The 23115-nt window shown below is 68.4% G+C and carries 27 protein-coding genes and 1 pseudogene; 14 read left to right on the forward strand and 14 right to left on the reverse strand.

Features of this window, described 5'->3' with window-relative positions; genetic code table 11:
• Positions 1–2 precede the first annotated feature (2 nt).
• The 3 genes and pseudogenes from AC1RJ9_RS06960 to AC1RJ9_RS06970 form a co-directional block, all read right to left on the reverse strand.
• Positions 3–100: pseudogene (locus AC1RJ9_RS06960) on the reverse strand (hypothetical protein); the annotation flags it as partial.
• Between the two features lie 6 nt (positions 101–106).
• Positions 107–1009 (reverse strand): methylated-DNA--[protein]-cysteine S-methyltransferase, encoded by a 903-nt coding sequence (locus tag AC1RJ9_RS06965; RefSeq protein WP_492838998.1) that lies wholly within the window; start codon positions 1007–1009, stop codon positions 107–109.
• Positions 1010–1082: 73 nt separating this feature from the next.
• Positions 1083–1559: a DUF2244 domain-containing protein gene (locus AC1RJ9_RS06970; RefSeq protein WP_492838996.1), complete on the reverse strand. Its 477-nt coding sequence runs from the start codon at positions 1557–1559 to the stop codon at positions 1083–1085.
• A 69-nt stretch (positions 1560–1628) separates the two neighbouring features.
• Here AC1RJ9_RS06970 and nth point away from each other — a divergent pair, with 69 nt between their 5' ends.
• Positions 1629–2336, forward strand: coding sequence for an endonuclease III (gene nth / locus AC1RJ9_RS06975; protein ID WP_492839143.1), 708 nt, complete (start codon positions 1629–1631; stop codon positions 2334–2336).
• Here the strand turns inward: nth and AC1RJ9_RS06980 are convergent.
• A complete protein-coding gene (locus tag AC1RJ9_RS06980; RefSeq protein ID WP_492838995.1) occupies positions 2333–3190 on the reverse strand; it encodes an ATP-grasp domain-containing protein in 858 nt (285 codons plus the stop codon). The genes nth and AC1RJ9_RS06980 overlap by 4 nt on opposite strands.
• Before the next feature lie 146 nt (positions 3191–3336).
• Here AC1RJ9_RS06980 and AC1RJ9_RS06985 point away from each other — a divergent pair, with 146 nt between their 5' ends.
• The 6 genes from AC1RJ9_RS06985 to AC1RJ9_RS07010 are packed head-to-tail and all read left to right on the forward strand — an operon-like array spanning position 3337 to position 7414.
• Positions 3337–4326 (forward strand): adenosine kinase, encoded by a 990-nt coding sequence (locus AC1RJ9_RS06985; RefSeq protein ID WP_492838993.1) that lies wholly within the window; start codon positions 3337–3339, stop codon positions 4324–4326.
• A 25-nt stretch (positions 4327–4351) separates the two neighbouring features.
• A complete protein-coding gene (gene hisB, locus AC1RJ9_RS06990; protein ID WP_492838991.1) occupies positions 4352–4942 on the forward strand; it encodes an imidazoleglycerol-phosphate dehydratase HisB in 591 nt (196 codons plus the stop codon).
• A 9-nt stretch (positions 4943–4951) separates the two neighbouring features.
• Positions 4952–5593 carry an imidazole glycerol phosphate synthase subunit HisH gene (gene hisH, locus AC1RJ9_RS06995; protein ID WP_492838989.1) on the forward strand — a complete coding sequence of 214 codons (642 nt, stop codon included), beginning with the start codon at positions 4952–4954 and terminating at the stop codon, positions 5591–5593.
• A complete protein-coding gene (hisA, locus tag AC1RJ9_RS07000) occupies positions 5581–6315 on the forward strand; it encodes a 1-(5-phosphoribosyl)-5-[(5-phosphoribosylamino)methylideneamino]imidazole-4-carboxamide isomerase (protein WP_492838987.1) in 735 nt (244 codons plus the stop codon). The genes hisH and hisA overlap by 13 nt, the downstream gene beginning before the upstream one ends.
• Complete coding sequence (gene hisF, locus AC1RJ9_RS07005) at positions 6315–7091, forward strand: imidazole glycerol phosphate synthase subunit HisF (protein ID WP_492838985.1); 777 nt, start codon at positions 6315–6317, stop codon at positions 7089–7091. Before hisA ends, hisF begins: the two co-directional genes overlap by 1 nt.
• The gene (locus AC1RJ9_RS07010) at positions 7088–7414 is read left to right on the forward strand and encodes a phosphoribosyl-ATP diphosphatase (RefSeq protein ID WP_492838984.1); all 327 of its coding nucleotides are present in this window, start codon (positions 7088–7090) and stop codon (positions 7412–7414) included. The genes hisF and AC1RJ9_RS07010 overlap by 4 nt, the downstream gene beginning before the upstream one ends.
• Positions 7415–7432: 18 nt before the next feature.
• On the opposite strand, the gene AC1RJ9_RS07015 is transcribed toward AC1RJ9_RS07010, so the two are convergent.
• The 3 genes from AC1RJ9_RS07015 to timA are packed head-to-tail and all read right to left on the reverse strand — an operon-like array spanning position 7433 to position 9787.
• A complete protein-coding gene (locus AC1RJ9_RS07015; RefSeq protein WP_492839142.1) occupies positions 7433–7999 on the reverse strand; it encodes a Smr/MutS family protein in 567 nt (188 codons plus the stop codon).
• A 1-nt stretch (position 8000) separates the two neighbouring features.
• Entirely contained in the window at positions 8001–9182 is a 1182-nt protein-coding gene (mltA, locus tag AC1RJ9_RS07020) for a murein transglycosylase A (RefSeq protein ID WP_492838983.1), read from the reverse strand.
• Entirely contained in the window at positions 9182–9787 is a 606-nt protein-coding gene (gene timA / locus AC1RJ9_RS07025; protein ID WP_492838981.1) for a TIM44-related membrane protein TimA, read from the reverse strand. Before timA ends, mltA begins: the two co-directional genes overlap by 1 nt.
• A 144-nt stretch (positions 9788–9931) precedes the next feature.
• Here timA and secB point away from each other — a divergent pair, with 144 nt between their 5' ends.
• Complete coding sequence (gene secB, locus AC1RJ9_RS07030; protein WP_492838980.1) at positions 9932–10450, forward strand: protein-export chaperone SecB; 519 nt, start codon at positions 9932–9934, stop codon at positions 10448–10450.
• Between the two features lie 60 nt (positions 10451–10510).
• On the opposite strand, the gene AC1RJ9_RS07035 is transcribed toward secB, so the two are convergent.
• A complete protein-coding gene (locus tag AC1RJ9_RS07035; RefSeq protein ID WP_492839141.1) occupies positions 10511–11197 on the reverse strand; it encodes a response regulator transcription factor in 687 nt (228 codons plus the stop codon).
• Positions 11198–11328: 131 nt separating this feature from the next.
• On the opposite strand from AC1RJ9_RS07035, the gene AC1RJ9_RS07040 reads away from it, so the two are divergent.
• Positions 11329–11838, forward strand: a complete 510-nt coding sequence (locus AC1RJ9_RS07040; protein WP_492838978.1) for a L,D-transpeptidase family protein — start codon at positions 11329–11331, stop codon at positions 11836–11838.
• On the opposite strand, the gene AC1RJ9_RS07045 is transcribed toward AC1RJ9_RS07040, so the two are convergent.
• On the reverse strand, positions 11835–12488 hold the full coding sequence (locus AC1RJ9_RS07045) for a YggS family pyridoxal phosphate-dependent enzyme (RefSeq protein WP_492838977.1): 654 nt from the start codon (positions 12486–12488) through the stop codon (positions 11835–11837). The two genes, AC1RJ9_RS07040 and AC1RJ9_RS07045, sit on opposite strands and share 4 nt — an antisense overlap.
• A gap of 33 nt (positions 12489–12521) precedes the next feature.
• Here AC1RJ9_RS07045 and AC1RJ9_RS07050 point away from each other — a divergent pair, with 33 nt between their 5' ends.
• Positions 12522–13127: a thiamine phosphate synthase gene (locus AC1RJ9_RS07050; RefSeq protein WP_492839140.1), complete on the forward strand. Its 606-nt coding sequence runs from the start codon at positions 12522–12524 to the stop codon at positions 13125–13127.
• Here the strand turns inward: AC1RJ9_RS07050 and AC1RJ9_RS07055 are convergent.
• Positions 13124–13534, reverse strand: a complete 411-nt coding sequence (locus tag AC1RJ9_RS07055; RefSeq protein ID WP_199743570.1) for an NtrZ family periplasmic regulatory protein — start codon at positions 13532–13534, stop codon at positions 13124–13126. The two genes, AC1RJ9_RS07050 and AC1RJ9_RS07055, sit on opposite strands and share 4 nt — an antisense overlap.
• A 253-nt stretch (positions 13535–13787) precedes the next feature.
• Between AC1RJ9_RS07055 and AC1RJ9_RS07060 the strand changes: the two genes are divergently transcribed.
• The 4 genes from AC1RJ9_RS07060 to holA all read left to right on the forward strand — a co-directional run bounded on the left by AC1RJ9_RS07060 (position 13788) and on the right by holA (position 18646).
• A complete protein-coding gene (locus tag AC1RJ9_RS07060; RefSeq protein WP_492838976.1) occupies positions 13788–14306 on the forward strand; it encodes a DUF3576 domain-containing protein in 519 nt (172 codons plus the stop codon).
• A gap of 141 nt (positions 14307–14447) precedes the next feature.
• Positions 14448–17057 carry a leucine--tRNA ligase gene (gene leuS / locus AC1RJ9_RS07065; protein ID WP_492838975.1) on the forward strand — a complete coding sequence of 870 codons (2610 nt, stop codon included), beginning with the start codon at positions 14448–14450 and terminating at the stop codon, positions 17055–17057.
• A gap of 17 nt (positions 17058–17074) precedes the next feature.
• Positions 17075–17581 carry an LPS assembly lipoprotein LptE gene (gene lptE / locus AC1RJ9_RS07070; protein WP_492838973.1) on the forward strand — a complete coding sequence of 169 codons (507 nt, stop codon included), beginning with the start codon at positions 17075–17077 and terminating at the stop codon, positions 17579–17581.
• Between the two features lie 12 nt (positions 17582–17593).
• Positions 17594–18646, forward strand: a complete 1053-nt coding sequence (gene holA / locus AC1RJ9_RS07075) for a DNA polymerase III subunit delta (RefSeq protein WP_492838971.1) — start codon at positions 17594–17596, stop codon at positions 18644–18646.
• A gap of 218 nt (positions 18647–18864) precedes the next feature.
• Here holA and AC1RJ9_RS07080 read toward each other — a convergent pair whose 3' ends face one another.
• From AC1RJ9_RS07080 to mnmG, 4 genes are read right to left on the reverse strand one after another with little or no spacing between them, the layout of a single operon-like run.
• Positions 18865–19776: a ParB/RepB/Spo0J family partition protein gene (locus AC1RJ9_RS07080; RefSeq protein ID WP_492838969.1), complete on the reverse strand. Its 912-nt coding sequence runs from the start codon at positions 19774–19776 to the stop codon at positions 18865–18867.
• 40 nt (positions 19777–19816) lie between these two features.
• Positions 19817–20620, reverse strand: a complete 804-nt coding sequence (locus tag AC1RJ9_RS07085) for a ParA family protein (protein WP_492838967.1) — start codon at positions 20618–20620, stop codon at positions 19817–19819.
• Positions 20610–21245: a 16S rRNA (guanine(527)-N(7))-methyltransferase RsmG gene (rsmG, locus tag AC1RJ9_RS07090; protein ID WP_492838965.1), complete on the reverse strand. Its 636-nt coding sequence runs from the start codon at positions 21243–21245 to the stop codon at positions 20610–20612. Before rsmG ends, AC1RJ9_RS07085 begins: the two co-directional genes overlap by 11 nt.
• Positions 21246–21249: 4 nt before the next feature.
• Complete coding sequence (gene mnmG, locus AC1RJ9_RS07095; RefSeq protein ID WP_492838963.1) at positions 21250–23106, reverse strand: tRNA uridine-5-carboxymethylaminomethyl(34) synthesis enzyme MnmG; 1857 nt, start codon at positions 23104–23106, stop codon at positions 21250–21252.
• Between the last annotated feature and the right edge of the window lie 9 nt (positions 23107–23115).

Below are 23115 nucleotides of genomic sequence, written 5' to 3' on the forward strand. Positions count from 1 at the left end.
CGAAAACCCCGCCCTTCGACAAGCTCAGGGTGAGGTTTTCTACTGATCGGCGGCAAGAGTAGTCCTCGCCCTGAGCCTGTCGAAGGGCGAGGACGGACCCTGGGTTTCATGAGGCGACCGCGACCGCCTCCATCCCGAGGATCGCCGCCTTGCGGGCCAGGCCCCAGTGGTAGCCGGTCAGCTTGCCGCTCTTGCCGATCGCCCGGTGGCAGGGGATCAGCAGCGAGATCGGGTTGGCGCCGATGGCCCCGCCGGTGGCCTGGAACGCCCTGGGCTTGCCGGCCCAGCACGCCACTTGTCCGTAGGTGGCGGTCTCGCCGGCCGGGATCCGCAGCAGGGCCTTCCAGACCTGCACGTGATAGGGCGAGCCGATCAGCACCACCGGCAACGGCCCTTCCCCGCCCGTGAAGGCGTGGATCGCCGTGGCCTGGGCGGCTTCGTCGTCGCGCCGCCAGTCGGCGGCCGGGAAACGGCGGTGCATGTCGGCGAAGGTCGCCTCGTCGTCGCCGTCCGAGAAGGCCAGGCCCGCCAGGCCGCGCTCGGCCATTACGAACAGGCCCTTGCCGAACGGCGTCGGGGCCCAGCCCCAGCGCAGCCGCATGCCCGCGCCGCGCCGGCGCACCTCGCCAGGGGTCGCGGCCTCCTGGGCGATGAACAGGTCGTGCAGCCGCGAAGGGCCCGACAGCCCGGCGTCGAAGGCCGCGTCCAGCACCGTGCCGCCGGCCTCCAGCGAGCGTCGGGCCTCGGCGTGGGCTATGGCCGAGACGAAGCTCTTGGGGCTGACCCCGGCCCAGCGGGTGAAGACGCGCTGGAAGTGGAACGGCGACAGGCCCACGGCCTGAGCGGCCTCGTCCAGCGAGGGATGATCCGACCACCGCTCGGCCAGCCAGTCGAGCGCCTTGGCCATGCGATGATAGTCGACCGAGCGTTCGGCCAGACGAACCAGCTCCTGGCTGGCCGTCTCCGGGATCGCGGTCGCGATAGGGGATGCGTCGTATGCCATGCTCATAGGCTACGGCCCGCGGAAAACGGTGTCCGCCCGGTTCTTGCTGTTGGTGTCCGGGCAGTCGGTTTCGGGGCGGTCATGACCAGCGCTCGTCTCGGGCCGCGCGGATGGCGTCCTGCAAGGCGCTGGCGAAGCGGGTGCGTTCGTCGGGACCGAGCGACCGGGCCAGGGTCAGGCGCTTGCGATAGATCATCAGGCGGACGCGGGTCTCATGCTCGCCAAGATGGTCGACGCCGACCCGGGTGAAGGCGGTCGGTGATGTCCAGACGGTGCGTGCGCCCTTCTCGTCCTCGCGGCTGACCGTGACGGCCTCCGCCGTGACCTGGACCCGCTCCACCCGCCGAGCGGCGCGGTCCGAGGCCCGCAGCGCCAGCCACAGGGCCAGGACGTCCAGTCCCAGGAACGGCAGGACCGGCGGCGCGCCGACCACCAGCAGGAAGATCGCCACCATCACGTTGAAGGCCATGACCACCGCCAACAGCACCACGGCGCCCCGCGGCGTCAGCGAGCGGTGGGGCGCGATCACGCGGTCCATGTAGATCGGCGGGGCCATGGCGGGAATTTACGACCGTCGGCCGCGCTTGGCGAGCCGTCCTTCTTGGCGTTTCTGGCGCATCACGGCATGGTCCGCGCCATGGCCAAGCCCGCGCTCGCGAAGAAAAAGAAACCCGCCCAGAAACGCGTCAGCCCCGCCGAACGCGAGCGGGTCGAGGTTCTGTTCGCGCGCTTCGAAAGCCTGGAGCCGCATCCCAAGACCGAGCTCAACTACGCCAACCCCTACGAACTGGTGACCGCCGTGGCCCTTTCGGCCCAGGCGACGGACGTCCAGGTCAACAAGGCCACCGGCCCGCTGTTCCAGGTCGCCGACAGCGCCGAGAAGATGCTGGAGCTCGGTGAGGAGGGGCTGATCAGGTACATCGCGTCCATCGGCCTGTTCCGCACCAAGGCCAAGAACGTCATCGCCGCCGCCCATATCCTGATGGACAAGCACGGCGGTCAGGTCCCGCTGAACCGCGAAGATCTCGAAGCCCTGCCCGGCGTGGGCCGCAAGACCGCCAGCGTGGTGCTGAACGAGCTGGACATCGAGCCCGCCATCGCCGTCGACACCCACGTCTTCCGCGTCGCGCACCGCCTGAAGCTGTCGGCCGGCAAGACGCCCGACGCGGTCGAACAGGACCTGATGCGGATTGTGCCGCCGCCCTACCAGACCCGGGCGCACCATTGGCTGATCCTGCACGGGCGCTATGTCTGCGTGGCGCGGAAACCGAAGTGCGAGATCTGCAAGATCAGCGACCTGTGCCCGTCGCGGGAGCTGTTCCTGGGGGCTTAGCCGATCGCCTTGATCACCGCCCGAGCGAAGGCCTCGCCTCGGTCGTGCGCATGTTCCAGGAAGAGATCCGGCTCGATCGCCTCCAGCTCCATCAGTTGCGGGGTGTGCTCCAGGCCCCGGATCAGGTCCACGCGGGCGTAGGTCAGCGGCGCGCCGGCCGCCTCCAGCACCATCTCGGCCGCGCGCAGGGCCTCGGGCTCAGGCGCGATCTCGGTCACCCTGCCGCCGAACTGCGGCTGGACGCGGAAGTCGCCCTCCACGGCGACCTTGGCCACGGCGTGGCTGAAGACACCGTCGAAATAGAACAGGGAAAGCTCACCCTCTTCCCCGACCGCCGGCAGGAACGGCTGGATCAGAGCCGGACCGCTGGGGCCGCCCTCCAGCGAATCGTGGCGCTTGACCCGGATGGTCTCGTGCGAGCCGGCCGAGATCTGCGGCTTGACCACCACCTCGTCCACCCCAAAGGCGTCGAAGGCGGCCTCGACATGCTCCAGCGTCAAGGCGTCGCAGGCAAGGGTCGGTACGACCGGCGCGCCCTTCCCGGCCAGCTCCACCAGATAGGTCTTGGTCGAATTCCAGCGCAGCACCGATGGCGGATTGACCATGCGCAAGCCGGCGGCTTCGAACGCATCGAGTTGGGCGAACCAGTCGGCCTGGCGCGCGTGATAACCCCAGGCCAGGGAAGGCATGACCAGGCGCGCCTGATCCTTGCCCACCGGATCCGTCCACGGCTGGGCGGCGATGGTCAGGCCGTGGCGGCGCAGCGGCGTCGCCAGGCGCTCCAGCAGCGGCGTCCAGCTGTCGCCGTAGCGGTGCTCGTCGCGGGCGGGGACCAGGATCAGGACGTCGGCCATCGGCATACTCGCGTTCAACGAAGCCTCGCAGCTAAGATGTCGCGACACGCGCGGCAAGCCTTGCGTTGCCTTGAGCCCCCACTTCCTTTAATCGCCAAGTGTTTGTGGCTTCCCCGCCCTGTTCTTTCAAAGGTTTGTTCCGCTCCATGACCGCGCTCTACGACGTCGCCGGCATCGGCAACGCCATCGTCGACGTCATCGCTCAGTGCGACGACGCCTTCCTCGCCCAGGAAGGCCTGACCAAGGGCTCGATGGCCCTGATCGACCCGGCGCGGGCCGCGAGCCTCTATGACGCCATGGCCTCCGGCATCGAGGCCTCGGGCGGCAGCGTCGCCAACACCATGGCCGGCATCGCCAGCTTCGGCGGCAGGGCCGCCTATATCGGCAAGGTCGCCGACGACCAGCTGGGCCGCGTGTTCCGCCACGACATGAAGGCGATCGGCTGCGTGTTCACCACGCCCTCGCTGGCCGAAGGTCCGGCCACCGCCCAGAGCCTGATCAACGTCACCGCCGACGCCCAGCGCACCATGTCGACCTATCTCGGCGCCTGCGTCGAGCTGTCCAGCGCCGATGTCGATCCCGAGATTATCGAGGCCGCCCAGGTCTCGTATCTGGAAGGCTATCTGTTCGATCCGCCGGAAGCCCGCCGCGCCTTCGCCAAGGCCGCCGCCCTGGCCCACGGCGCCGGCCGCAAGATCGCGATCACCCTGTCGGACAGCTTCGTGGTCGAACGCCACCGCGCCGGCCTGCTGGGCTTCATCCAGACCCAGTGCGACATCGTCTTCGCCAACGCCGCCGAGGTCTGCGCCCTGTTCGAGACCGACGACTTCGACGCCGCGACCAAGGCGCTGACCGGGATGGTCGAGATCGCCGCCGTCACCCGCAGCGAAAAGGGTTCGGTCGTGGCCTCGGGCGGGCAACTTCACGAAATCTCGGCCTACCCCGTGGAAAAAATCGTGGACACGACCGGCGCGGGCGACCAATACGCCGCAGGTTTCCTCTACGGCCTGACCCAGGGTCTCGCGCTGCCGGTCTGCGGCCAGCTGGGCTCCCTGGCCGCCGCCGAGGTGATCGATCACTACGGTCCGCGCCCGCAGGTTTCCCTGCGCGAGCTGGCCGCCCAAAACGGTCTTTAGGCAAGAACCGACTGTAAGGACGCAGATGGCCCGCACCGCTGAAGTGGTCCGCGAGACGAAGGAGACCCAGATCCGGGTCTGGATCGATCTCGACGGGACCGGCGCCTCGACGATCTCCACCGGCATCGGTTTCTACGACCATATGCTGGAGAGCTTCGCGCGCCACGGCGGCTTCGACCTCAAGGTCGAGACCAAGGGCGACCTGCATATCGACATGCACCACACGGTCGAGGACACGGGCATCGTTCTCGGCTTGGCGATCAAGCAGGCGTTGGACGGCTTCAAGGGCGTCCGGCGCTTCGGCCACGCCTATATCCCGATGGACGAGACCCTGACGCGCTGCGCCATCGACTTGTCCAACCGGCCGTATCTGATCTGGAAGGTCGACTTCAAGCGGCCCAAGGTCGGCGAGATGGACACCGAGCTCTTCAAGGAGTTCCACCACGCGTTCGCCATGAACGTCGGGGCGTGCGTCCATCTGGAGACCCTGTACGGCGACAACACCCACCATGTGGCCGAAAGCGGCTTCAAGGCCCTCGCCCGGGCGCTGCGTCAGGCGGTCGAGATCGACCCGAAGACCGGCGGCCAGGCTCCGTCCACCAAGGGCGTGCTGTAAGGATCCTCCATGCAGACCGTCGCCCTGATCGATTACGGGTCGGGCAACCTGCGTTCGGCCGAGAAGGCCCTGCGTGAGGCGGCCCGTCGCCGCGCGCTCGACGCCGAGATCGTCGTCACCGCCGACCCCGACCTCGTCGCCGAGGCCGACCGCGTCTTCCTGCCCGGCGTCGGGGCCTTCGCCTCATGCCGCGCGGGCCTGGACGCCACCGGCGTCTACGAAGCGATGAACCACGCCGTGCACCGCCGCGGTGTTCCCTTCATGGGCATCTGCGTCGGCCACCAGCTGCTGGCGACCGAAGGCCTGGAGTTCGGCGTCACGCCGGGCTTGGACTGGATCGCCGGCCAGGTGAAGAAGCTCGAGCCCAACGACCCGGCCCTAACCATCCCGCACATGGGCTGGAACGCCATCAGCTTCGTCCGCCCTCACGCCCTGTTCGCGGGGATCGAGGACGGCGCCCACATGTACTATGCCAACTCCTTCGCCCTGGACGCGGCCGACCCGGCCGATGTCGTGGCCACCACCGACCACGGCGGCCCGTTCGTCGCGGCGGTGGCCAAGGACAATGTCGCGGGCGTACAGTTTCACCCCGAAAAGTCACAAGCTTCAGGGCTCGCCCTGCTCGCCAACTTCCTGGAATGGCGCCCATGATCCTCTATCCCGCCATCGACCTGAAGGACGGCCAGTGCGTGCGCCTGCTGCACGGCGACATGGAGAAGGCCACGGTCTTCAACACCTCGCCCGCCGACCAGGCCCAGCGCTTCGTCAAGGACGGCTTCTCGTGGCTGCATGTCGTCGACCTGAACGGCGCCATCGAGGGCAAGTCGGTCAACACCGCCGCCGTCGAGTCGATCCTGGAGTCGATCTCGATCCCCGTGCAGCTGGGCGGCGGCATCCGCACGCTGGAAGGCGTCGAGGCCTGGATCGAGGCCGGCGTCAGCCGCGTCATCCTCGGCACCGTGGCCGTCCACGACCCGGACCTGGTCCGCAAGGCCGCGCGCCTATGGCCCGAGCAGATCGCCGTGGCCGTCGACGTGCGTGACGGCAAGGTCGCCATCGACGGCTGGACCGGCCTGTCGGACCTGTCGGCCATCGACCTGTCGCGCCGCTTCGAGGACGTCGGCGTCGCCGCCTTGATCATCACCGACATCAGCCGCGACGGCGCCCTGACCGGCGTCAATGTCGAGGGCGTGGGCGAACTGGCCGACGCGGTCTCCATTCCCGTCATCGCCTCCGGTGGCGTGGCCGCTGTCTCCGACATCGAGCGCCTCAAGGCCCGCCCGGGCGTCGAGATCGCCGGCGCCATCCTGGGCCGCTCGCTCTACGCCGGCACGATCAAGCCGTCCGAAGCCCTGATCGCGGCGGCCGCCTGATGCTGAAGACCCGGATCATTCCCTGCCTCGACGTGAAGGACGGGCGGGTGGTCAAGGGGGTCAACTTCGTCTCCCTGCGCGACGCCGGCGATCCGGTAGAGCAGGCCCGCGCCTATGACGCCGCCGGCGCCGACGAGCTGATGTTCTTGGACATCACCGCCTCCAGCGAGGGCCGCGGCCTGATCCTGGACGTCATCTCCCGCACCGCCGAGGTCTGCTTCATGCCCGTCTCGGTGGGCGGGGGCGTGCGTCAGGTGTCGGACATGCGCCGCCTGCTGCTGGCCGGGGCCGACAAGGTCTCGACCAACACCGCCGCCGTCGAGAACCCCGACCTGATCGCCGCCGGCGCCGACGCCTTCGGGGCCCAGTGCGTGGTCGTGGCCATCGACGCCAAGCTGCGCGAGGACGGCTCGGGCTGGAACGTCTGGACCTATGGCGGCCGCAAGGACACCGGCCTCGACGTGGTCGACTGGGCCGCCAAGGTCGTCGAGCGCGGGGCGGGCGAGATTCTTCTGACCTCGATGGACCGCGACGGGGCCAAGATCGGCTACGACATCCCGCTGCTGAAGGCCGTGACCAGCGCGGTGTCCGTGCCGGTGATCGCCTCGGGCGGCGCGGGGACCACCGAACACCTGGTCGAAGCCGCCCGCGACGGCCACGCCGCCGCCGTGCTGGCCGCGTCGATCTTTCACTTCGGCGAGATCAGCATCGGCGAGGCCAAGCAGGCCATGGCCGACGCCGGCATCCCCGTGCGCCTGGACCGGAGCGCCGCATGAGCCAGCGCCTGACTGACGTCCTGCAACGCCTCGCCGCCACGATCGCGGCCCGCAAGGGCGGTGATCCGTCGGTGTCCTACACCGCCAAGCTGCTCAACGACCCCGCCCTGGCCGCCAAGAAGCTGGGCGAGGAAGCCGTCGAGACGGTGATCGCCGCCGTGGCTCAGGATCCGGACGCCCTGGCGGCGGAGAGCGCCGACCTGCTCTACCACTGGCTGGCGCTGATGGCGGCGTCGGGGGTGTCCCTGGACGCCGTGGCCGAGAAGCTGGAGGCCCGCGAAGGGACCTCAGGCATCGCGGAAAAAGCTTCGCGGAAGAGCTGAGGGGCCCGAGGCCTCGCGCTAACCCTTGCGCTTCAGCGCCACATACAGCGCCCCGTCACCGCCGTGCCGCTGATCGGCGGTCGAGACCCCAGCGATCATCTCGCGCACGGCCGGCCCCGCCAGCCACTCCGGCGTTCGCTGTTTCAGCACGCCGTGGCCGACCCTGCCCTTGCCGGTGATGACCAGCACCGCCCGGTGGCCGTCATCATAGGCCCGTCGGATGAACCCCTCGAGCGTGGCCCTCGCCTGGTCCTGGTCGAGGCCATGCATGTCCAGGCGCGCGCCGATCGGGTCGTGCTCCTTGGCTATGCGGCGCTTGCGGTTGGGCTCGATGCGGTGGGCGGGACCTTTCAGGGCCTTGGCCGGAGCGGGCTTGAGCTCCTCGGGACTGACGCGCAGCGGCGCGATCGAGGCCAGGTGCGTGGGCTGCTCCACCGGAATGGCCGTGTCGCTCTTCACCGGCCGGATCCGCGCCTTGGAGCGCATCTTCTCGGGCTTTTCCGGCGCGCGCGGCGTCACGGTCGAGGCGACGAGCTTCCAGAGGCGCTTGTCGTCCTCGGGCCCGGGCGGCGGCTTCCTGACCATGTCAGCGCGGTACGAGCCGGTACAGGCGCAGGGCGTGGCGCACACGGCCGGCCTCGGCGCCGGCGGCCGCGCCCGTGCCCATGTAAAGATCGGCGCGGACGTCGCCCTTGATCGCCCCGCCGGTGTCCAGCGTCATGGCCAGGCGGCGATAGGCCGGAAAGGCGCCCGACAACTTCGGCGCGGCGGCGTCCAGCCAGTAGAGCTCGCCCATGGCGTGGCGGCTGGGATCGATGGCGATGGCCCGCCCCGGCGGCAGCGGCACGCCGGCCGAGCCGACGGGCTCCTTGCCGTCATCGGGGAGCGTCTTGAAGAACACATAGCGCGGGTTCAGCTGCATGACCGCGTCGGCCTCAGGCCCGCGATGGTCGGCCAGCCAGGCGCGGATGGCGTCGCCGGATGTGTTATTGTCGGGCAAAAGGCCCTTGTCGCGCATGGCGTTGGCCACGCCCACGAACGGTCGGCCATTCGTGGCGGCGAACACGGCGCGCACCCGGCGGCCATCGGGCAGGACGAGCACCCCCGAGCCCTGGATCTGCAGGAAGAACAGCTCCTCCGGTCGCATCCACGCCAGGGGTCTGTCGGTCGGGGTCGCCTCGATCTCGGCGCGGTCCGGATAGGGCGCGAAGGTCGCGCCCTCGACGTGACCGGTGATCTTCTTGCCGACGAAGCTGGGCTCGAACGCGCCGAGGTCCAGCACGACCAGATCGGCCGGCAGGCCGCGCACCGGGACGGTGAACTCGGCGTTGCGCGACATCCGCGCCTCATACTGGGGGGCGAAATAGGCGGTCAGCAGGCCCTCGTCGCCTCCCTCCTTCTGGCGAACCGGCTCGATCCGGAAATTGGTCTCCAGGAACGCCCGCGCGCCGGGCTCGTCCCGGACGGTGGCGTTGCGGGCCAGGCCGCAGACGCGGGCCATGGCCGGCTCCCTGGCGACGCCGCAGCCGGCGCGGAAGGCGTCGAGGGCCGCCACATGATCCTCTTCGGCCCAGCCGGCCAGGCTGGCGAAGGACAGCGCCGACGCGGGCGGGGTCGAAGGCGACGGCGTGGCGCCGATCGCCGGTGGCGAGATCGTCGGCCCGGTCGGGACGGGCGGCGCCGTCGTCGTGCTGGCGCAGGCGCCCAGCAGCAGACCCGCCAGGGCCAGGGGGGCGAAGGCGGTTGGGGCGCGGCGGATCTTGGCCATTACGCCTCGGCGGCGGCGACGAAGGCCAGGCGCCAGTTGGGATTGCCGCTCTTGACCTCGCGCTCGAAGGTCCAGAGCTCGGCGGTGCGGCGATCGTCGACGCCTTCGCCGCGCTCGTCCTTAGTGCGGGTGCGCACCTCGGCCAGAATCCGCACCACGGCCTTGGCCAGGTCGCCGACCACGTCGATCCGCTCGAGGTCCAGGCGCGGCGGAGCCATGAACTCGACCTTCTCGCTGCGGCCGGCGGTCTCGCGCGCGGCCATGGCCTGCTCGAAATTGGCCATGACGTCCGGGGCCAGCAGCGGTTTCAGCGTCTCGCGGTCGCCTTCGGCGTAGGCCTTGACGATCTGCTCATAGGCCGAGCGGGCGCCGGCCAGGAACTTGGTCGGATCGAAGTCCGGTTGTTTCGACTTCAGGGCGGCCAGGCCTTCGGTGCGCAGGATCGGATGCGTATCGGCCGGCGCCGGGGCCGCGCCGGGCTGAGCCGTCACCACGTCCTCGGGCTGACGGCCCGTGCGGCGCCCCAGGGTGGCGTACAGCTGATACAGGACGACCGCGGCGACCGCGGCGAGGAACAGGATCTGGAGCACTTCAAGGTCCGGCAACGGGCTTTGGGCCCAGGATATCATCTCTATATAGGTGAGACGCGTTCTCCCGTCAGGCGCCCAGCGTTGCGCCGGACGGGCCCTCATGGTAGCAGCGCCCACCTTTCTTAGGCGTTTTAGACGCCGATTACGGATTTTATCCTAATGACCGACACAACCGCCCCCAATGGCGCCCCCAATGGCGCCCCCGAGGCGACTTCGGACGACAACGCCGCCGCGCAATCGGGCATCCGTATCCTGGCCCAATTCGTCCGCGACTTCTCGTTCGAGAACCCCCTGGCGCCCGACAGCCTGCGGGCCGGCGCGGCCCAGCCCGCCATTGACATGGGCGTCGAGATGAACGCCCGCGGTCGCCCGGATGGCCTGTTCGAAGTCGATCTGAAGCTCTCGGCCCGCGCCACGCGCGAAGAGCAGGCGGTGTTCCACATCGAAGTCGTCTATGGCGGCCTGTTCCACATCGCCGGCGTCGCCGAGGAAGACCTGGAGCCGGTGCTGCTGATCGAATGCCCGCGCTTCCTGTTCCCGTACGCGCGTCGCCTGATCTCGGACGTCACCGCCGAAGGCGGCTTCCCGCCCTTCCTGATCGATCCGATCGACTTCGCCGGCGTCTACGCCGCGCGCAAGGCCCAGGCCGAAGCCGGCGGCGTGATGGGCAACGCCTAGCTTCGAACGCCACCGCGAAAATGCAAGAAGGCCCGGTCATCGCTGACCGGGCCTTTTTTGTTACGGTTGCAGGCGGTAGCCGCCCATCTCGGTGATCAGGATCCTGGCCGCCGCCGGATCCGGTTCGATCTTCTGGCGCAGGCGGTAGACGTGGGTCTCCAGCGTGTGGGTTGTGACCCCGGCGTTGTAGCCCCATACCTCGGTCAGCAGCTCCTCGCGCGACACGGGCTTCGAACCGGCGCGGTAGAGGTACTTGAGGATGTTGGTTTCCTTCTCGGTCAGCCGCACCTTCTTCTGCTTCTCGTCGACCAGCAACTTGGCCGAGGGGCGGAATTCGTACGGACCGATGCGGAACAGCGCGTCTTCCGATGCTTCGTAGCTGCGCAGCTGGGCGCGGATTCGGGCCAGCAGAACGCCAAAGCGGAAGGGCTTGGTGACATAGTCGTTGGCCCCGGACTCCAGGCCCAGGATGGTGTCGCTGTCACTGACCGCTGCCGTCAGCATGATCACCGGGGCCGTGACCCCGTTCTTGCGCATCAGGCGGCAGGCCTCGCGACCGTCCATGTCGGGCAGGTCGACATCCAGCAGAATCAGGTCGGGCTTGACCTCGCGCGACATCTTCACGCCCTCGCCGGCCGTCGCGGCCTCGGCCACGGCGAATTCCTCGTGCAGGGCCAATTGCTCGGCCAGGGCGCCGCGCAGGTCCTCATCGTCGTCGATCAGCAGAAGCGTCTTGCGTTGCGCCATAAGGCGGAACATGCACCGCTGCGGCCCTCGGGGACAACCCCGAGCGGGGCCTTAAGCTCAATAGCCGAAAGTGGTAGCCGGTTTCGGCGGCGACTGAGCGCCAAACAGAGAAGTCTGGGAGACGACCATTGATGCTGTTCCGGGCCCACGCCGATGGCCGCTTCGAACTGAATGGCCGCACCCTGCGCTGCGCGATCGGCAAGGCCGGCGCGATCGCCGCCGCCGACAAGCGCGAGGGCGACAACAAGAGCCCGGCCGGGACCTGGGTCATGCGCGAGGTCTGGTACCGGCCCGACGTCTATAAAGGCGGTCCGAACACCGCCCTGCCCGTCCACGCCACCCGGCCCGACGACGGCTGGTGCGACTCCCCGGGCGATCCGAACTACAACCGCCCCGTCCTGCTGCCTTACCCGGCCAGCGCTGAACGGATGTGGCGTGACGACCACGTCTACGATTTGGTCATTATCCTGGGCCATAACGACCGTCCGCCCGTGCCAGGCATGGGTTCGGCGATCTTCATGCACCTGGCCCGCGACGGCTATCCGGGCACCGAGGGCTGCGTGGCCCTGGCGCGACCGGACCTCGAGGCGGTGCTGGCGATCGCCAAGCCCGGCGACGCGGTCCAGATCGTGGCCGACTAACCGTAGTTGCGGCCGCCGAACAGCGCCGATCCCACCCGGACCGAGGTCGCGCCTTCGGCGATGGCGATCTCGAAGTCGTCGCTCATGCCCATCGACAGCTTCTCCACGCCGTTGCGCGCGGCGATGGTCCGCAAGGACGCGAAATAGGGCGCGGGATCGGCGCCGACAGGCGGGATGCACATCAGGCCCTCGATCGTCAGGCCGTAGGTCTCGCGGCAGGCGGCGAGGAAGGCGTCGGCCTCCGCGGGCGCGATGCCGGCCTTCTGGGCCTCTTCGCCGATATTGACCTGGACGTAGAGGCGCGGGGCCTTGCCCGCCCGCTGGATTTCCTCGGTCAGCACGCGGACCAGTTTCTCGCGGTCGAGCGTCTCGATGACGTCGAAGAAGCCGACCGCCTCGCGGGCCTTGTTGGTCTGCAGCGGACCGATCAGGCGCAGCTCCAGGCCCGCGCGGCGCGGGCCCCAGCGATCCATGGCTTCCTGGACGCGGTTCTCGCCATAGACTTTCTGTCCCGCCTCCAGCACGGGCGCGATATGCTCCCAGGGCTGGGTCTTGGACACCGCCACCAGAGTCACCGATCCGGCCGGCCGTCCGGCGCGCCTCTCGGCGGCGGCGATGCGGTCCTGGATCCGAGCGAGGGCGTGGGACATTGGGGGGTAGCCTTGGACGGGAACGTGAGCGAACTGGAAGTCCTGTCTAGTGCCGCCGCGGCCTTTCCGCCAAGGATCGTGCGCGGCCGGACCCTGCCCAGCCTGCTGTTCTTCACCGATCCACAACGCGTCCCGAACCCCGAGGCCGTCGCCGAGCGCCTGCCGGCCGGCGCGGGGATCGTCTACCGGGCGTTCGGCGCCGAGGACGCCATCGCGCGCGGACGCCGCCTGCGGGCTATCGCCACGGAGCGCGGCCTGCTGCTGCTGGTCGGCGCCCATCCGGGCCTGGCCGAGGGCGTCCGCGCCGATGGCCTGCACATGCCGGAGCGGCTTTCGGCCGAGATCCCTCGCCTGCGGGCCGAGCACGCCCGCTGGCTGATCACCGTCGCGGCCCATGATCGTGGCGCGCTCCAGGCGGCCGAGCGAGTGGCCGCCGACGCGGTCGTCGTCTCGCCGATCTTTCCCAGCAACAGTCCGTCAGCCGGCGAACCGCTGGGCGCGGAGGGTTTGAAGGATCTGGTCGCGACGACGTCGCTGCCCGTCTATGCGCTGGGCGGGGTGCGTGCGCGCACGGTCTCGCGGCTGTTCGGCAGCGGGATTGTCGGGATCGCGGCCGTGGAGGCGTTGGCCGGTTCTTAGAATTTGAAAGCGGTCTCGAGGCGGACGCGCGGGGCCGGATCGGGCTGCTGAGCCTTGCGGGCGGCGAGCGCCGGGTTGGATTCACCCAGGCTCACGGCGCCGCCGACGCGGATCGACGGGGTCACCTTGAAATAGGCTCCGGCCTGGACGTCCTGCATTTCCATTTCACGGCTGGACGGTTGGTCGAGATCCAGCTTCAGACCCCAGCGGCCCTTCTTGGCGTCCCAACGCAGGGTGCGCTTGTCATCCTGCGGATATTGGACGCCGGCGGCGGCGCTGGTGAAGTCGTTCTTGACCGAGAAATCGGGGGTGACGGCATGCGGCTTGGCCTGGGCGAACGCCATCGACGCCGATCCCGTCAGGATCAGCGCGGCGGTCCCCGCCAGAAAGAAACGCGTCGCGGTCATCACCACTCGCCGCCTATACTCAGTTGTCCCTACCCATCCCATTTAGGAACGGGGCCCTTACATTGCGATTAAAGGCTGGAGCGGAACGCGGTCAACCTCGCTTCGGTCGCACCCGGCGCCATATTGGGCGATTCAATCGAGTCCTGTTGCCACGAGGTCACGCGATTCCTGTTTTGAGGCGGCGCAGCCATGCTATAGACCGGCTCCCGGCCGCGGGGGCGCGCCAGGGTGCGCGCGAGCGCCCGCGAAATATTTGGAGCGAGGTACTATGGCGTTTGAACGTGGGTCTGTGATGCGCGGCCTCGCCGCGGGCGTCCTGGCTCTGTCGATGCTGGGCATGACCGCATGCGCCAGCAACAAGGCCCCCAAGACGTTCTCGACCCAAGGCGAGAAGAAGGGTTTCCTGGGCATCGGCGGCTCGAAGGACACTCCGGCCTCGGAAGGCTCCATCGGCGTCAATGGCTACCTGTGGCGCGCCAGCCTCGACACCCTGGCCTTCATGCCGCTGGCTTCGGCCGATCCATACGGCGGCGTGATCATCACCGACTGGTACGTGAACCCGGAAACCCCGGCCGAGCGCTTCAAGGCCACGGTCTACATCCTCGACACCCGCCTGCGCGCCGACGGCCTGAACGTCACGGTGTTCAAGCAGTCCAAGGACATCAACGGCGCCTGGGTCGATGCTCCGGTCTCCGACCAGACCGCGACCGACCTCGAGAACGCGATCCTGACCCGCGCCCGACAGCTTCGGCTTTCGAACATCAAGGGCTAAGGCCCTTCCAAGGGTTCTCGTCGACGCGGCGAGAACCCTTGTGACACCCTATATTTCCTGCGCGCTCCAGCCGCGAAACCGCTTAATTTGTCGCGGACGCGCCTTTGGGGCGCGTTCCTGCATCCAAGACCCTGGTTTCCGATGGCCCGCTACAATCCCAAAGACACCGAGCCCAAGTGGCGTGAAGCCTGGGCGAAGGCCGACGTCTTCAAGACCGGCGAGATCAACGACGGCCGTCCGAAATACTACGTGCTCGAGATGTTCCCGTATCCGTCGGGCCGCATCCACATGGGCCACGTCCGCAACTACGCCATGGGCGACGTGGTGGCCCGCTACAAGCGCGCCCAGGGCTTCAACGTGCTGCACCCGATGGGCTGGGACGCCTTCGGCATGCCGGCCGAGAACGCGGCCATGGAGCGCGGCGTCCATCCCAAGGGCTGGACCTACGACAACATCGCCGCCATGCGCGAGCAGCTGAAGTCGCTGGGCATTTCGGTCGACTGGTCGCGCGAGTTCGCCACCTGCGACCCGGAATACTATGGCAAGCAGCAGGCTTGGTTCCTGCGCCTGCTGAAGCGCGGCCTAGTCTATCGCAAGGAAGCCTCGGTCAACTGGGACCCGATCGACATGACCGTGCTGGCCAATGAGCAGGTCATCGACGGTAAGGGCTGGCGCTCGGGCGCCACGGTGGAGAAGCGCAAGCTGACCCAGTGGTTCCTGCGCATCACCGACTACGCCGACGCCCTGATCGACGGCCTGAAGACCCTGGACCGCTGGCCCGACAAGGTTCGCCTGATGCAGGAGAACTGGATCGGCCGCTCCAAGGGCCTACGCTTCAAGTTCAAATTCGACACCGCGACCCCCGCCCAATTCCTGAAGCTAATCCAGGAAGATCTGACGGCGGGGCTGGAGGTCTACACCACCCGTCCCGACACCCTGTTCGGCGCCAGCTTCGTCGGCATCGCGCCCGAGCATCCGCTGGCCGAGCGCCTGGCGATCGAAAATCCCGAGATCCAGCAGTTCATCGCCGACTGCCGCAAGGGCGGCACCTCGGAAGCCGAGATCGAGAGCGCCGAAAAGCTGGGCTACGACACCGGCCTGCGGGTGAAGCACCCGCTGGATCCGTCGATCACCCTGCCCGTCTGGATCGCCAATTTCATCCTGATGGACTATGGCACCGGCGCGATCTTCGCCTGCCCGGCCCACGACCAGCGCGACCTGGACTTCGCCCGCAAGTACGGCCTGCCGGTCAAGCCCGTCGTCCTGCCGAACGGCGAGGATCCGGCGACCTTCCAGGTCGGCAAGGAGGCCTATGTCGGCCCCGGCAAGATCTTCAATTCGGAATTCCTGGACGGCATGGACGTCGAGACCGCCAAGGCTGAAGCGGTCGCCCGCATCGAGGCGGCCGGCCAGGGTCAGGGCGCGACGGTCTATCGCCTGCGCGACTGGGGCGTCTCGCGCCAGCGCTACTGGGGCTGCCCTATTCCGGTGGTCCACTGCCAGGCCTGCGGCGTCGTGCCCGTGCCGGAAGACCAGCTGCCGGTCGCCCTGCCCGAGGACGTCACCTTCGACAAGCCGGGCAACCCGCTGCTGCGCCACCCAACCTGGCGCCACACCACCTGTCCCTCGTGCGGCGGCAAGGCCGAGCGCGAGACCGACACGCTGGATACGTTCATCGACTCCAGCTGGTACTTCGCCCGTTTCGCCGACACCCACGCCGCCGAGCCGGTGGGCAAGGACGCGGCCGACCACTGGCTGCCGGTGGATCAGTATATTGGCGGCGTCGAGCACGCGATTCTGCACCTGCTCTATGCCCGCTTCATCACCCGCGCCCTGAAGGACGAGGGTCTGTTGTCGGTCGAGGAGCCGTTCGCGGGCCTGTTCACCCAAGGCATGGTCACCCACGAGGCCTACAAGAACGAGGCTGGCGAGTGGGTCGAGCCGTCGGACATCCGCATCACCGTCGAGGGCAATAGCCGCTCGGCGGTCCACGCCACGACCGGCGCCCCGATCATCATCGGCGACGTCGAGAAGATGTCGAAGTCCAAGAAGAACGTCGTCGCCCCCGAGGACATCTTCGAGGCCTATGGCGTCGACAGCGCGCGCCTGTTCGTGATGAGCGACAGCCCGCCGGAACGCGATGTCCAGTGGACCAATTCGGGCGTTGAGGGCAGCTGGCGCTTCACCCACCGCCTGTGGAACGAGTTCGACAGCCAGCCGGCCGGCGACTTCGCCCACGACGACGGCGACGAAGCGGCGCTCACCCTGCGCAAGGCGGCCCACAAGCTGATCGGCTTCGTCACCGACAGCATCGAGGGCTTCCGCTTCAACAGCGGCGTGGCGCGCCTGTACGAGTTCCTGAACGCCCTGAAGGCCGCTCCGGCTGAAGGCGCTTCGGACGCCGTCCTGGCGGCCCGCGCCGAGGCCCTGAACATCCTGGCCCGCCTGGTCGCGCCCTTCACGCCGCACCTGGCCGAAGAAGCCTGGGCCCGTATCGGCGGTGAAGGCATGGTCGTCGACGCGCCCTGGCCCAAGGCCGATCCGGCCCTGGCCGCGGACGACGAGCGCGTCCTGCCGATCCAGATCAACGGCAAGCGTCGCGGCGAGATCAAGGTCAAGGCTGGCGCGCCGGAAGACGAGGTCCAGAAAATCGCTCTGGCGGATCCCAACGTCCTGGCCCACCTTGAGGGCGTCACGGTCCGCAAGGTGATCGTGGTCAAGGACCGCATCGTCAACATCGTGGCCAACTGAGACCCCAAGGGACCTCTATGAAACGCACCCTGGCGGCTGGCGCTTTCGCGCTCTCGACCCTCGTCCTCTCGGCCTGCGCCGGCTTCACGCCGCTGTACGGCCGGCCGGGCGTCGAGGGCGGTCTCTCCAGCATCGAGACCGTCGCGGCCGAGGGCCGGGGCGGCTACCTGCTGCGCGAGCAGCTGGACGACGCCTTGGGTCACAAGCAGGGCGACGCCGCCGCCTACAAGCTCTATTTCTCGGTCAAGGAGTTCCGCTTCGCCCGGGGCGTGCGTCTCGACAACGTCGCCAACCGTTACGAACTGCGGATGACCGTCGGCTGGCGCCTGATGGACGCCAAGACCGGTAAGGAAGCCACCAACGGCAACACCGAGGTGTCGGTGACCTACGACTCCGCCGACCAGCCCTATGCGGCCATCGCGGCCCAGAACGACGGCCAGGAGCGGGCGGCGACCGAAGCGGCCCGCAAGATCCAGCTGGATCTCGCCACCTGGCTGGCGGCGGGCAAGAAGAAGCCGGCTTAAGGGCCGCGGCCGATGATCCTCTCCAAGCGTCCGGACGTCGAACGCTTCCTGCGGGAGCCGGCCCCGGACATCCGGGCCGTGGTCATCTACGGCAAGGATCGGGGCGTGGTGCGTGACCGCGCCAACGCGCTGGCTAAGCGCGTGGTCGCGCGGCCGGACGACCCCTTCGACACCGCCATGCTCACCGACGGCGACCTGGACGCCGATCCGGCCAAGCTGGAGGACGAGCTGTCGGCCATGTCGCTGATGGGCGGCCGGCGTCTGGTGCGCCTGCGCCTGGCCGGCGAGAAGGCCGGACCCGACAAGCAGGCCGCCGAAGCCCTGACCCGCCACGTCGAGGGCCAGCTCAATCCCGACGCCTTCTTCCTGGTCGAGGCCGGGGCGCTGGGTCGCGACTCCCAGCTGCGCAAGGTCGGCGAAAAAGCCAATGGCTGCGCCGTCATCCCCTGCTACGAGGACGAGGCCGGCGACCTGGCCCGCCTGACCCGCGACACCCTGGCCAACGACAAGGTGGGGCTGAACAGCGAGGCCCTGGACCTCTTCGTCTCGCGTCTGCCCAAGGAGCGCGGCGTGGCCCGCGCCGAGATCGAACGGCTGGCCCTCTATCTCGGCCCCAATAGCGGCGTCACCGCCACCGCCGCCGACCTGACCGATTTCCTGGGCGTCGAGCCCGAGGCCTCGCTCAGCGACGCCGCCGCCGACGCCTTCGGCGGCAAGGCCGGTCCTGCCCAGCAGGCCCTGCGCCGCGCCGCCGCCGAGGGCGAAGGCGGTCCGGCCGCTGTCCGGGCCATGAGCTACTATCTGGGCCGCCTGCGCCGCGTGCTGACCCTGCACAAGAACGGCGTCGACCTGCAGGCCGCCGCCAAGGCCTCGGGCGTCTTCTGGAAACAGGAGCGTGAGTTCCTCCGCCAAGCCCGCGCCTGGAACCTGGAGGCCATCCTGGAGATTCAGGGCGAGGTTCTCAACGCCGACCGCGCCTGCAAGACGTCCGGATCGCCCGATCAGCTGATCTCCGAGCGCCTGGCGCTGATGATCGCCGGTCGCGCGCGGCGCTTGGGCCTCTAAGCCCGAAAGCGCCGCAAAACAGGCCCTTTGCGCGCCTGTGGACGTTTCTTAAGAAAGCCTTTCGACAGAAGGGTTTGTGGCGGAAATCGCTGTGAACCGATCTCCTCTCACGAAAACGGCGCCTCCGCGGGTACGGGAAGGCGCCGTTCGGTGCGTGACAGGGGCGATTTTAGACGGGCCTAAAATCCGATCATCCGCACGCTTTTGGGTGCGACTGATCAGACCCCGCGCGTCAGGCGGTTGCAGAGATCGTCGAGCTGCTCGAGCGTCGCGTAGGTGATGGTCAGGGCGCCTCCCGCCCCGCGATGGTCGATCGAGACATCGAGGCCGAGCACCGATGAGAGGTCCGCCTCGAGCGCCTGAGTGTCGGTGTCCTTCACGCGCGGCGGACGGCCGCCCTTGTTCTTCGACGGCGTGGCGGTCGGCGCCTTACGCGCCAGGGCTTCGGTCTCGCGAACCGATAGGCCGCCGTCGATGATCTGCTTGGCCAGGGCCACGGGGTCGGCCGCCGCGGCGATGGCGCGGGCATGACCGGCCGAAAGCTCGCCGCTGACCAGGTAGGACTGCACCTCGTCCGGTAGGGCCAGCAGGCGCATCGTGTTGGCGACGTGGCTGCGGCTCTTGCCGATGGTCTGGGCGATGGCCTCCTGGGTGCGCTCGAACTTCTCCATCAGCACCTTGTAGGAGAGCGCCTCCTCCAGCACGTTCAGGTCGGCGCGCTGGACGTTCTCGATGATGCCAATTTCCAGCACCGCCAGGTCGTCCAGCTCGCGCACCATGATCGGCACGGTGCGCAGGCCGGCGCGCTGAGCCGCACGCCAACGGCGCTCGCCGGCGACGATTTGATATTCTCCGGGCGCACCGGGCGCCGGGCGGACCAGGATCGGCTGCAGGACGCCCTTCTCGCGGATCGAGTTGGACAGTTCCTCCAGGTCTTCCTCGCGGAAGGTGCGGCGCGGCTGGTCGGGATTGCGCTTCAGAATCTCGATCGGCGCTTCGCGCGAGCCGGGAGCGTTATCGCCCGGCGCCTGGGCCGGCGCGTTCTCGACCTCGCCCAGCAGGGCGGAAAGCCCCCGCCCCAGACCACGACGCCCTTCGGAACCACTCGCCTCAGCCACCACTGACTCCATCTTCTTCTCGTTCTAGTTCGGATCAATATTCGAAAAAGGCTTAGGCAGCCTGGACCTGGCGGTCGCGCTCGCGGCTGATCACCTCTCGGGCCAGCTTCAGGTAGGCCTGGCTGCCGGCGCATTTCAGGTCATACAGCAGCACGGGCTTACCGAATGACGGCGCCTCCGAGACGCGGACGTTACGCGGGATGACCGCGTCATAGACCTTGTCGCCGAAATAGTCGCGGACGTCGCGCGCCACCTGCTCGGACAAGCTGTTGCGGCGGTCGTACATGGTCAGCACCACGCCCTGGATCTCCAGGCGCGGATTGAGGCTACCCCGGATGCGCTCGATGGTCCGCATCAGCTGGGTCAGGCCCTCCAGCGCGAAGAACTCGCACTGCAGCGGCACGAACACCGCGTCGGCGGCGGTCATGGCGTTGACGGTCAGCACGTTCAGCGACGGCGGGCAGTCGATCAGCACATAGGTGTAGGGCCCGTTGGCGCGGATCGCCTCCAGGGCGTCGCGCAGACGGTATGACCGTCGGGCGGTCTGACCCAGTTCGATCTCGATGCCCGACAGGTCGGCGTCGGCCGGTATGACGTCCAGGCCGGGCAGCTCGGTCTTCACCGCGGCGTCGATCACCGGCGACTCGCCCATCAGCACGTCATAGAGCGTGGTCCGGCGCTGGATCCGGGTGATGCCCAGACCCGTCGAGCAGTTGCCCTGTGGATCGGCGTCGATCAGCAGCACGCGCTCGCCGCAAGCCGCGAGGGCGGTGCCCAGGTTGATAGCCGTCGTGGTCTTGCCGACGCCGCCCTTCTGGTTGGCGATGGCGAAGACGCGGAGAGGATTAGCGGGCACGGGAAAGCCTCTTCACTTGAACGATGCGGCCGCGAGGGTCGCTTTGACTGGGGAGCAGCTCGCTGGCGAACGACCAGGCCTTGCGGGCCTCCGTCAGCTCGGTCGCGACATCCTGACCCTTGAGGAACAGACCGGTCGCGCCGCGATAGAGATAAGGTTCGGCGAAGCCCAGCAGCCTGGTCATCGGCGCGCAGGCGCGGGCCGTGACCACATCGACTTTCAGCTTCAGCTCTTCGGCCCGGACATTGTGGATCTCGACGGGCAGATCCAGCGCCTTGGCCGCGACCTCGAGGAAGCGGCAACGCTTGGCCATGCTCTCCACCAGATGGACCTTGGCCCCATCCTGGCCCTTCAGCAGTATGGCCAGCACGACCCCGGGCAGACCGGCGCCGGCTCCGAGGTCGGCCCAGGTCCGCGCCCCCGGCGCCAGGGCCAACAGCTGCGAGCTGTCCAGCGCATGGCGGGTCCAGTAGGTGGCGATGGTCAGCGGCCCGACAAGGTTCATGACCGCGTTCCATTCCGCCAGCAGGTCCTGGAAGCGTGTCAGATCGGCCATCTGGGCGTCTGAGGCGCTGGTAAGGGCTTGGTAACCAACCGCGTCCAGCACCGGAGGTTCAGCAATCATGGCTTCAGGCTGCACGGCCGCGCCTCACATGGGCTAGCAGCGCGGTCAACGCGCCGGGGGTGACGCCCTCGATGCGGGCCGCCTGGCCCAGGGTCAGCGGACGCACACGGGTCAGCTTTTCGCGGACCTCGTTCGACAGGCTGCCGATGTCGGCATAGTCCAGATCGGCGGGCAGGCGCAGATCCTCGTCCTTGCGCAGCGACTCGGCGTCGGCGCGCTGGCGGTCGAGATAGCCGGCATAGGCGGCCTCGATCTCGATCTGCTCCCTGACGTCGGTGTTCCACGTGAAAACCTCGGGCCATACGGCGCCGAGGTCGTCCAGCGTCACCTCCGGATAGGCCAGCATGGCGAACAGGTCGCGGCGCACACCGTCGCTATTGACCTTGAAGCCGACCTTTACCGCCTCGTTCGGCGTCAGGCTGACCGAGCGGGCAAAGGCTCGGGCCGTTTCCAGACGCGCCTTTTTCTCGCCCCAGGCGGCGGCGCGACGCTCCCCAACCACGCCCAGCGCGATCCCGCGATCGGTCAGGCGCTGGTCCGCGTTGTCGGCCCGCAAGGTCAGGCGGAACTCAGCCCGGCTGGTGAACATCCGATAGGGCTCGGTGACGCCCCGGGTGACCAGGTCGTCGATCATCACGCCGATATAGGCCTCGTCGCGCGCGAAGACGGCGGGCTCCCTGCCCTGCTCCGCCAGCGCGGCGTTCAAGCCGGCGACCAGGCCCTGGGCCCCGGCCTCTTCATAGCCGGTCGTGCCGTTGATCTGGCCGGCCAGATAGAGACCCGGCAGGCGCTTGGTCTCCAGCGTGGCGTACAGCTCGCGCGGATCCACATAGTCGTACTCAATCGCATAGCCGTAACGCTTGACCTCCACGGCCTCCAGGCCGGGGATGGTCCGCAGGAACAGCAGCTGGGTCTCTTCCGAGACCGAGGTGGAAATCCCGTTCGGATAGACGGTGGTGTCGTCCAGGCCTTCCGGCTCGAGGAACACCTGATGACTGGTCTTGTCGGCGAAGCGGACGACCTTGTCCTCGATCGACGGGCAATAGCGCGGGCCGATCCCGGTGGCGCGACCGCCGTAGACCAGCGACTCGCTGAGGCGGTCGGCGATGATCTGGTGGGTCTCGGCGGTCGTGAAGGTGATGCCACAGGCGATCTGCGGGGTCTCGATCCGATCGTTCAGGAACGAGAATGGTACGGGCTCGTCGTCGCCGGGCTGCATCTCCAGGCGATCCCAGGCGATGGTTGAGCCGTCCAGGCGCGCGGGCGTGCCAGTCTTCAAGCGACCCATCTGGAAGCCCAGGCCATAGAGTCGATCCGACAGGCCGATCGCCGGTTGGTCGCCGACGCGGCCGGCCGGGATGCGGGTTTCACCCAGATGAATGACGCCCTTCAGAAAGGTGCCAGTGGTCAGGATGACCCGCGGCGCGCGGTATGACCGCCCTTCCCCGTCAATCGCGCCAGCGACCTTACCCTCCTCGACGATCAGGTCCTCGGCGGCGGCGGCGATGATGTCGAGGTTTTCCGTGGCGGCCAGTTCCGCCTGCATCGCTTCGCGATAGAGCTTGCGGTCGATCTGGGCGCGCGGACCGCGAACGGCCGGGCCTTTAGAGCGGTTCAGCATCCTGAACTGGATGCCGCCCTTGTCGGCCATGCGGCCCATGACGCCGTCCAGGGCGTCGATCTCACGCACGAGATGGCCCTTGCCCAGGCCCCCGATGGCCGGGTTGCAGGACATCTCGCCGATGGTTTCCAGCTTGTGAGTCAGCAGCAGGGTGCGCGCGCCGGTGCGCGCCGAGGCGGCCGCCGCCTCGCAGCCGGCGTGACCGCCGCCGATGACAATGACATCCCAGGTGTTGGACAACGGACTCGC

This window comes from Caulobacter sp. GW822-FHT07D08, assembly GCF_058798735.1.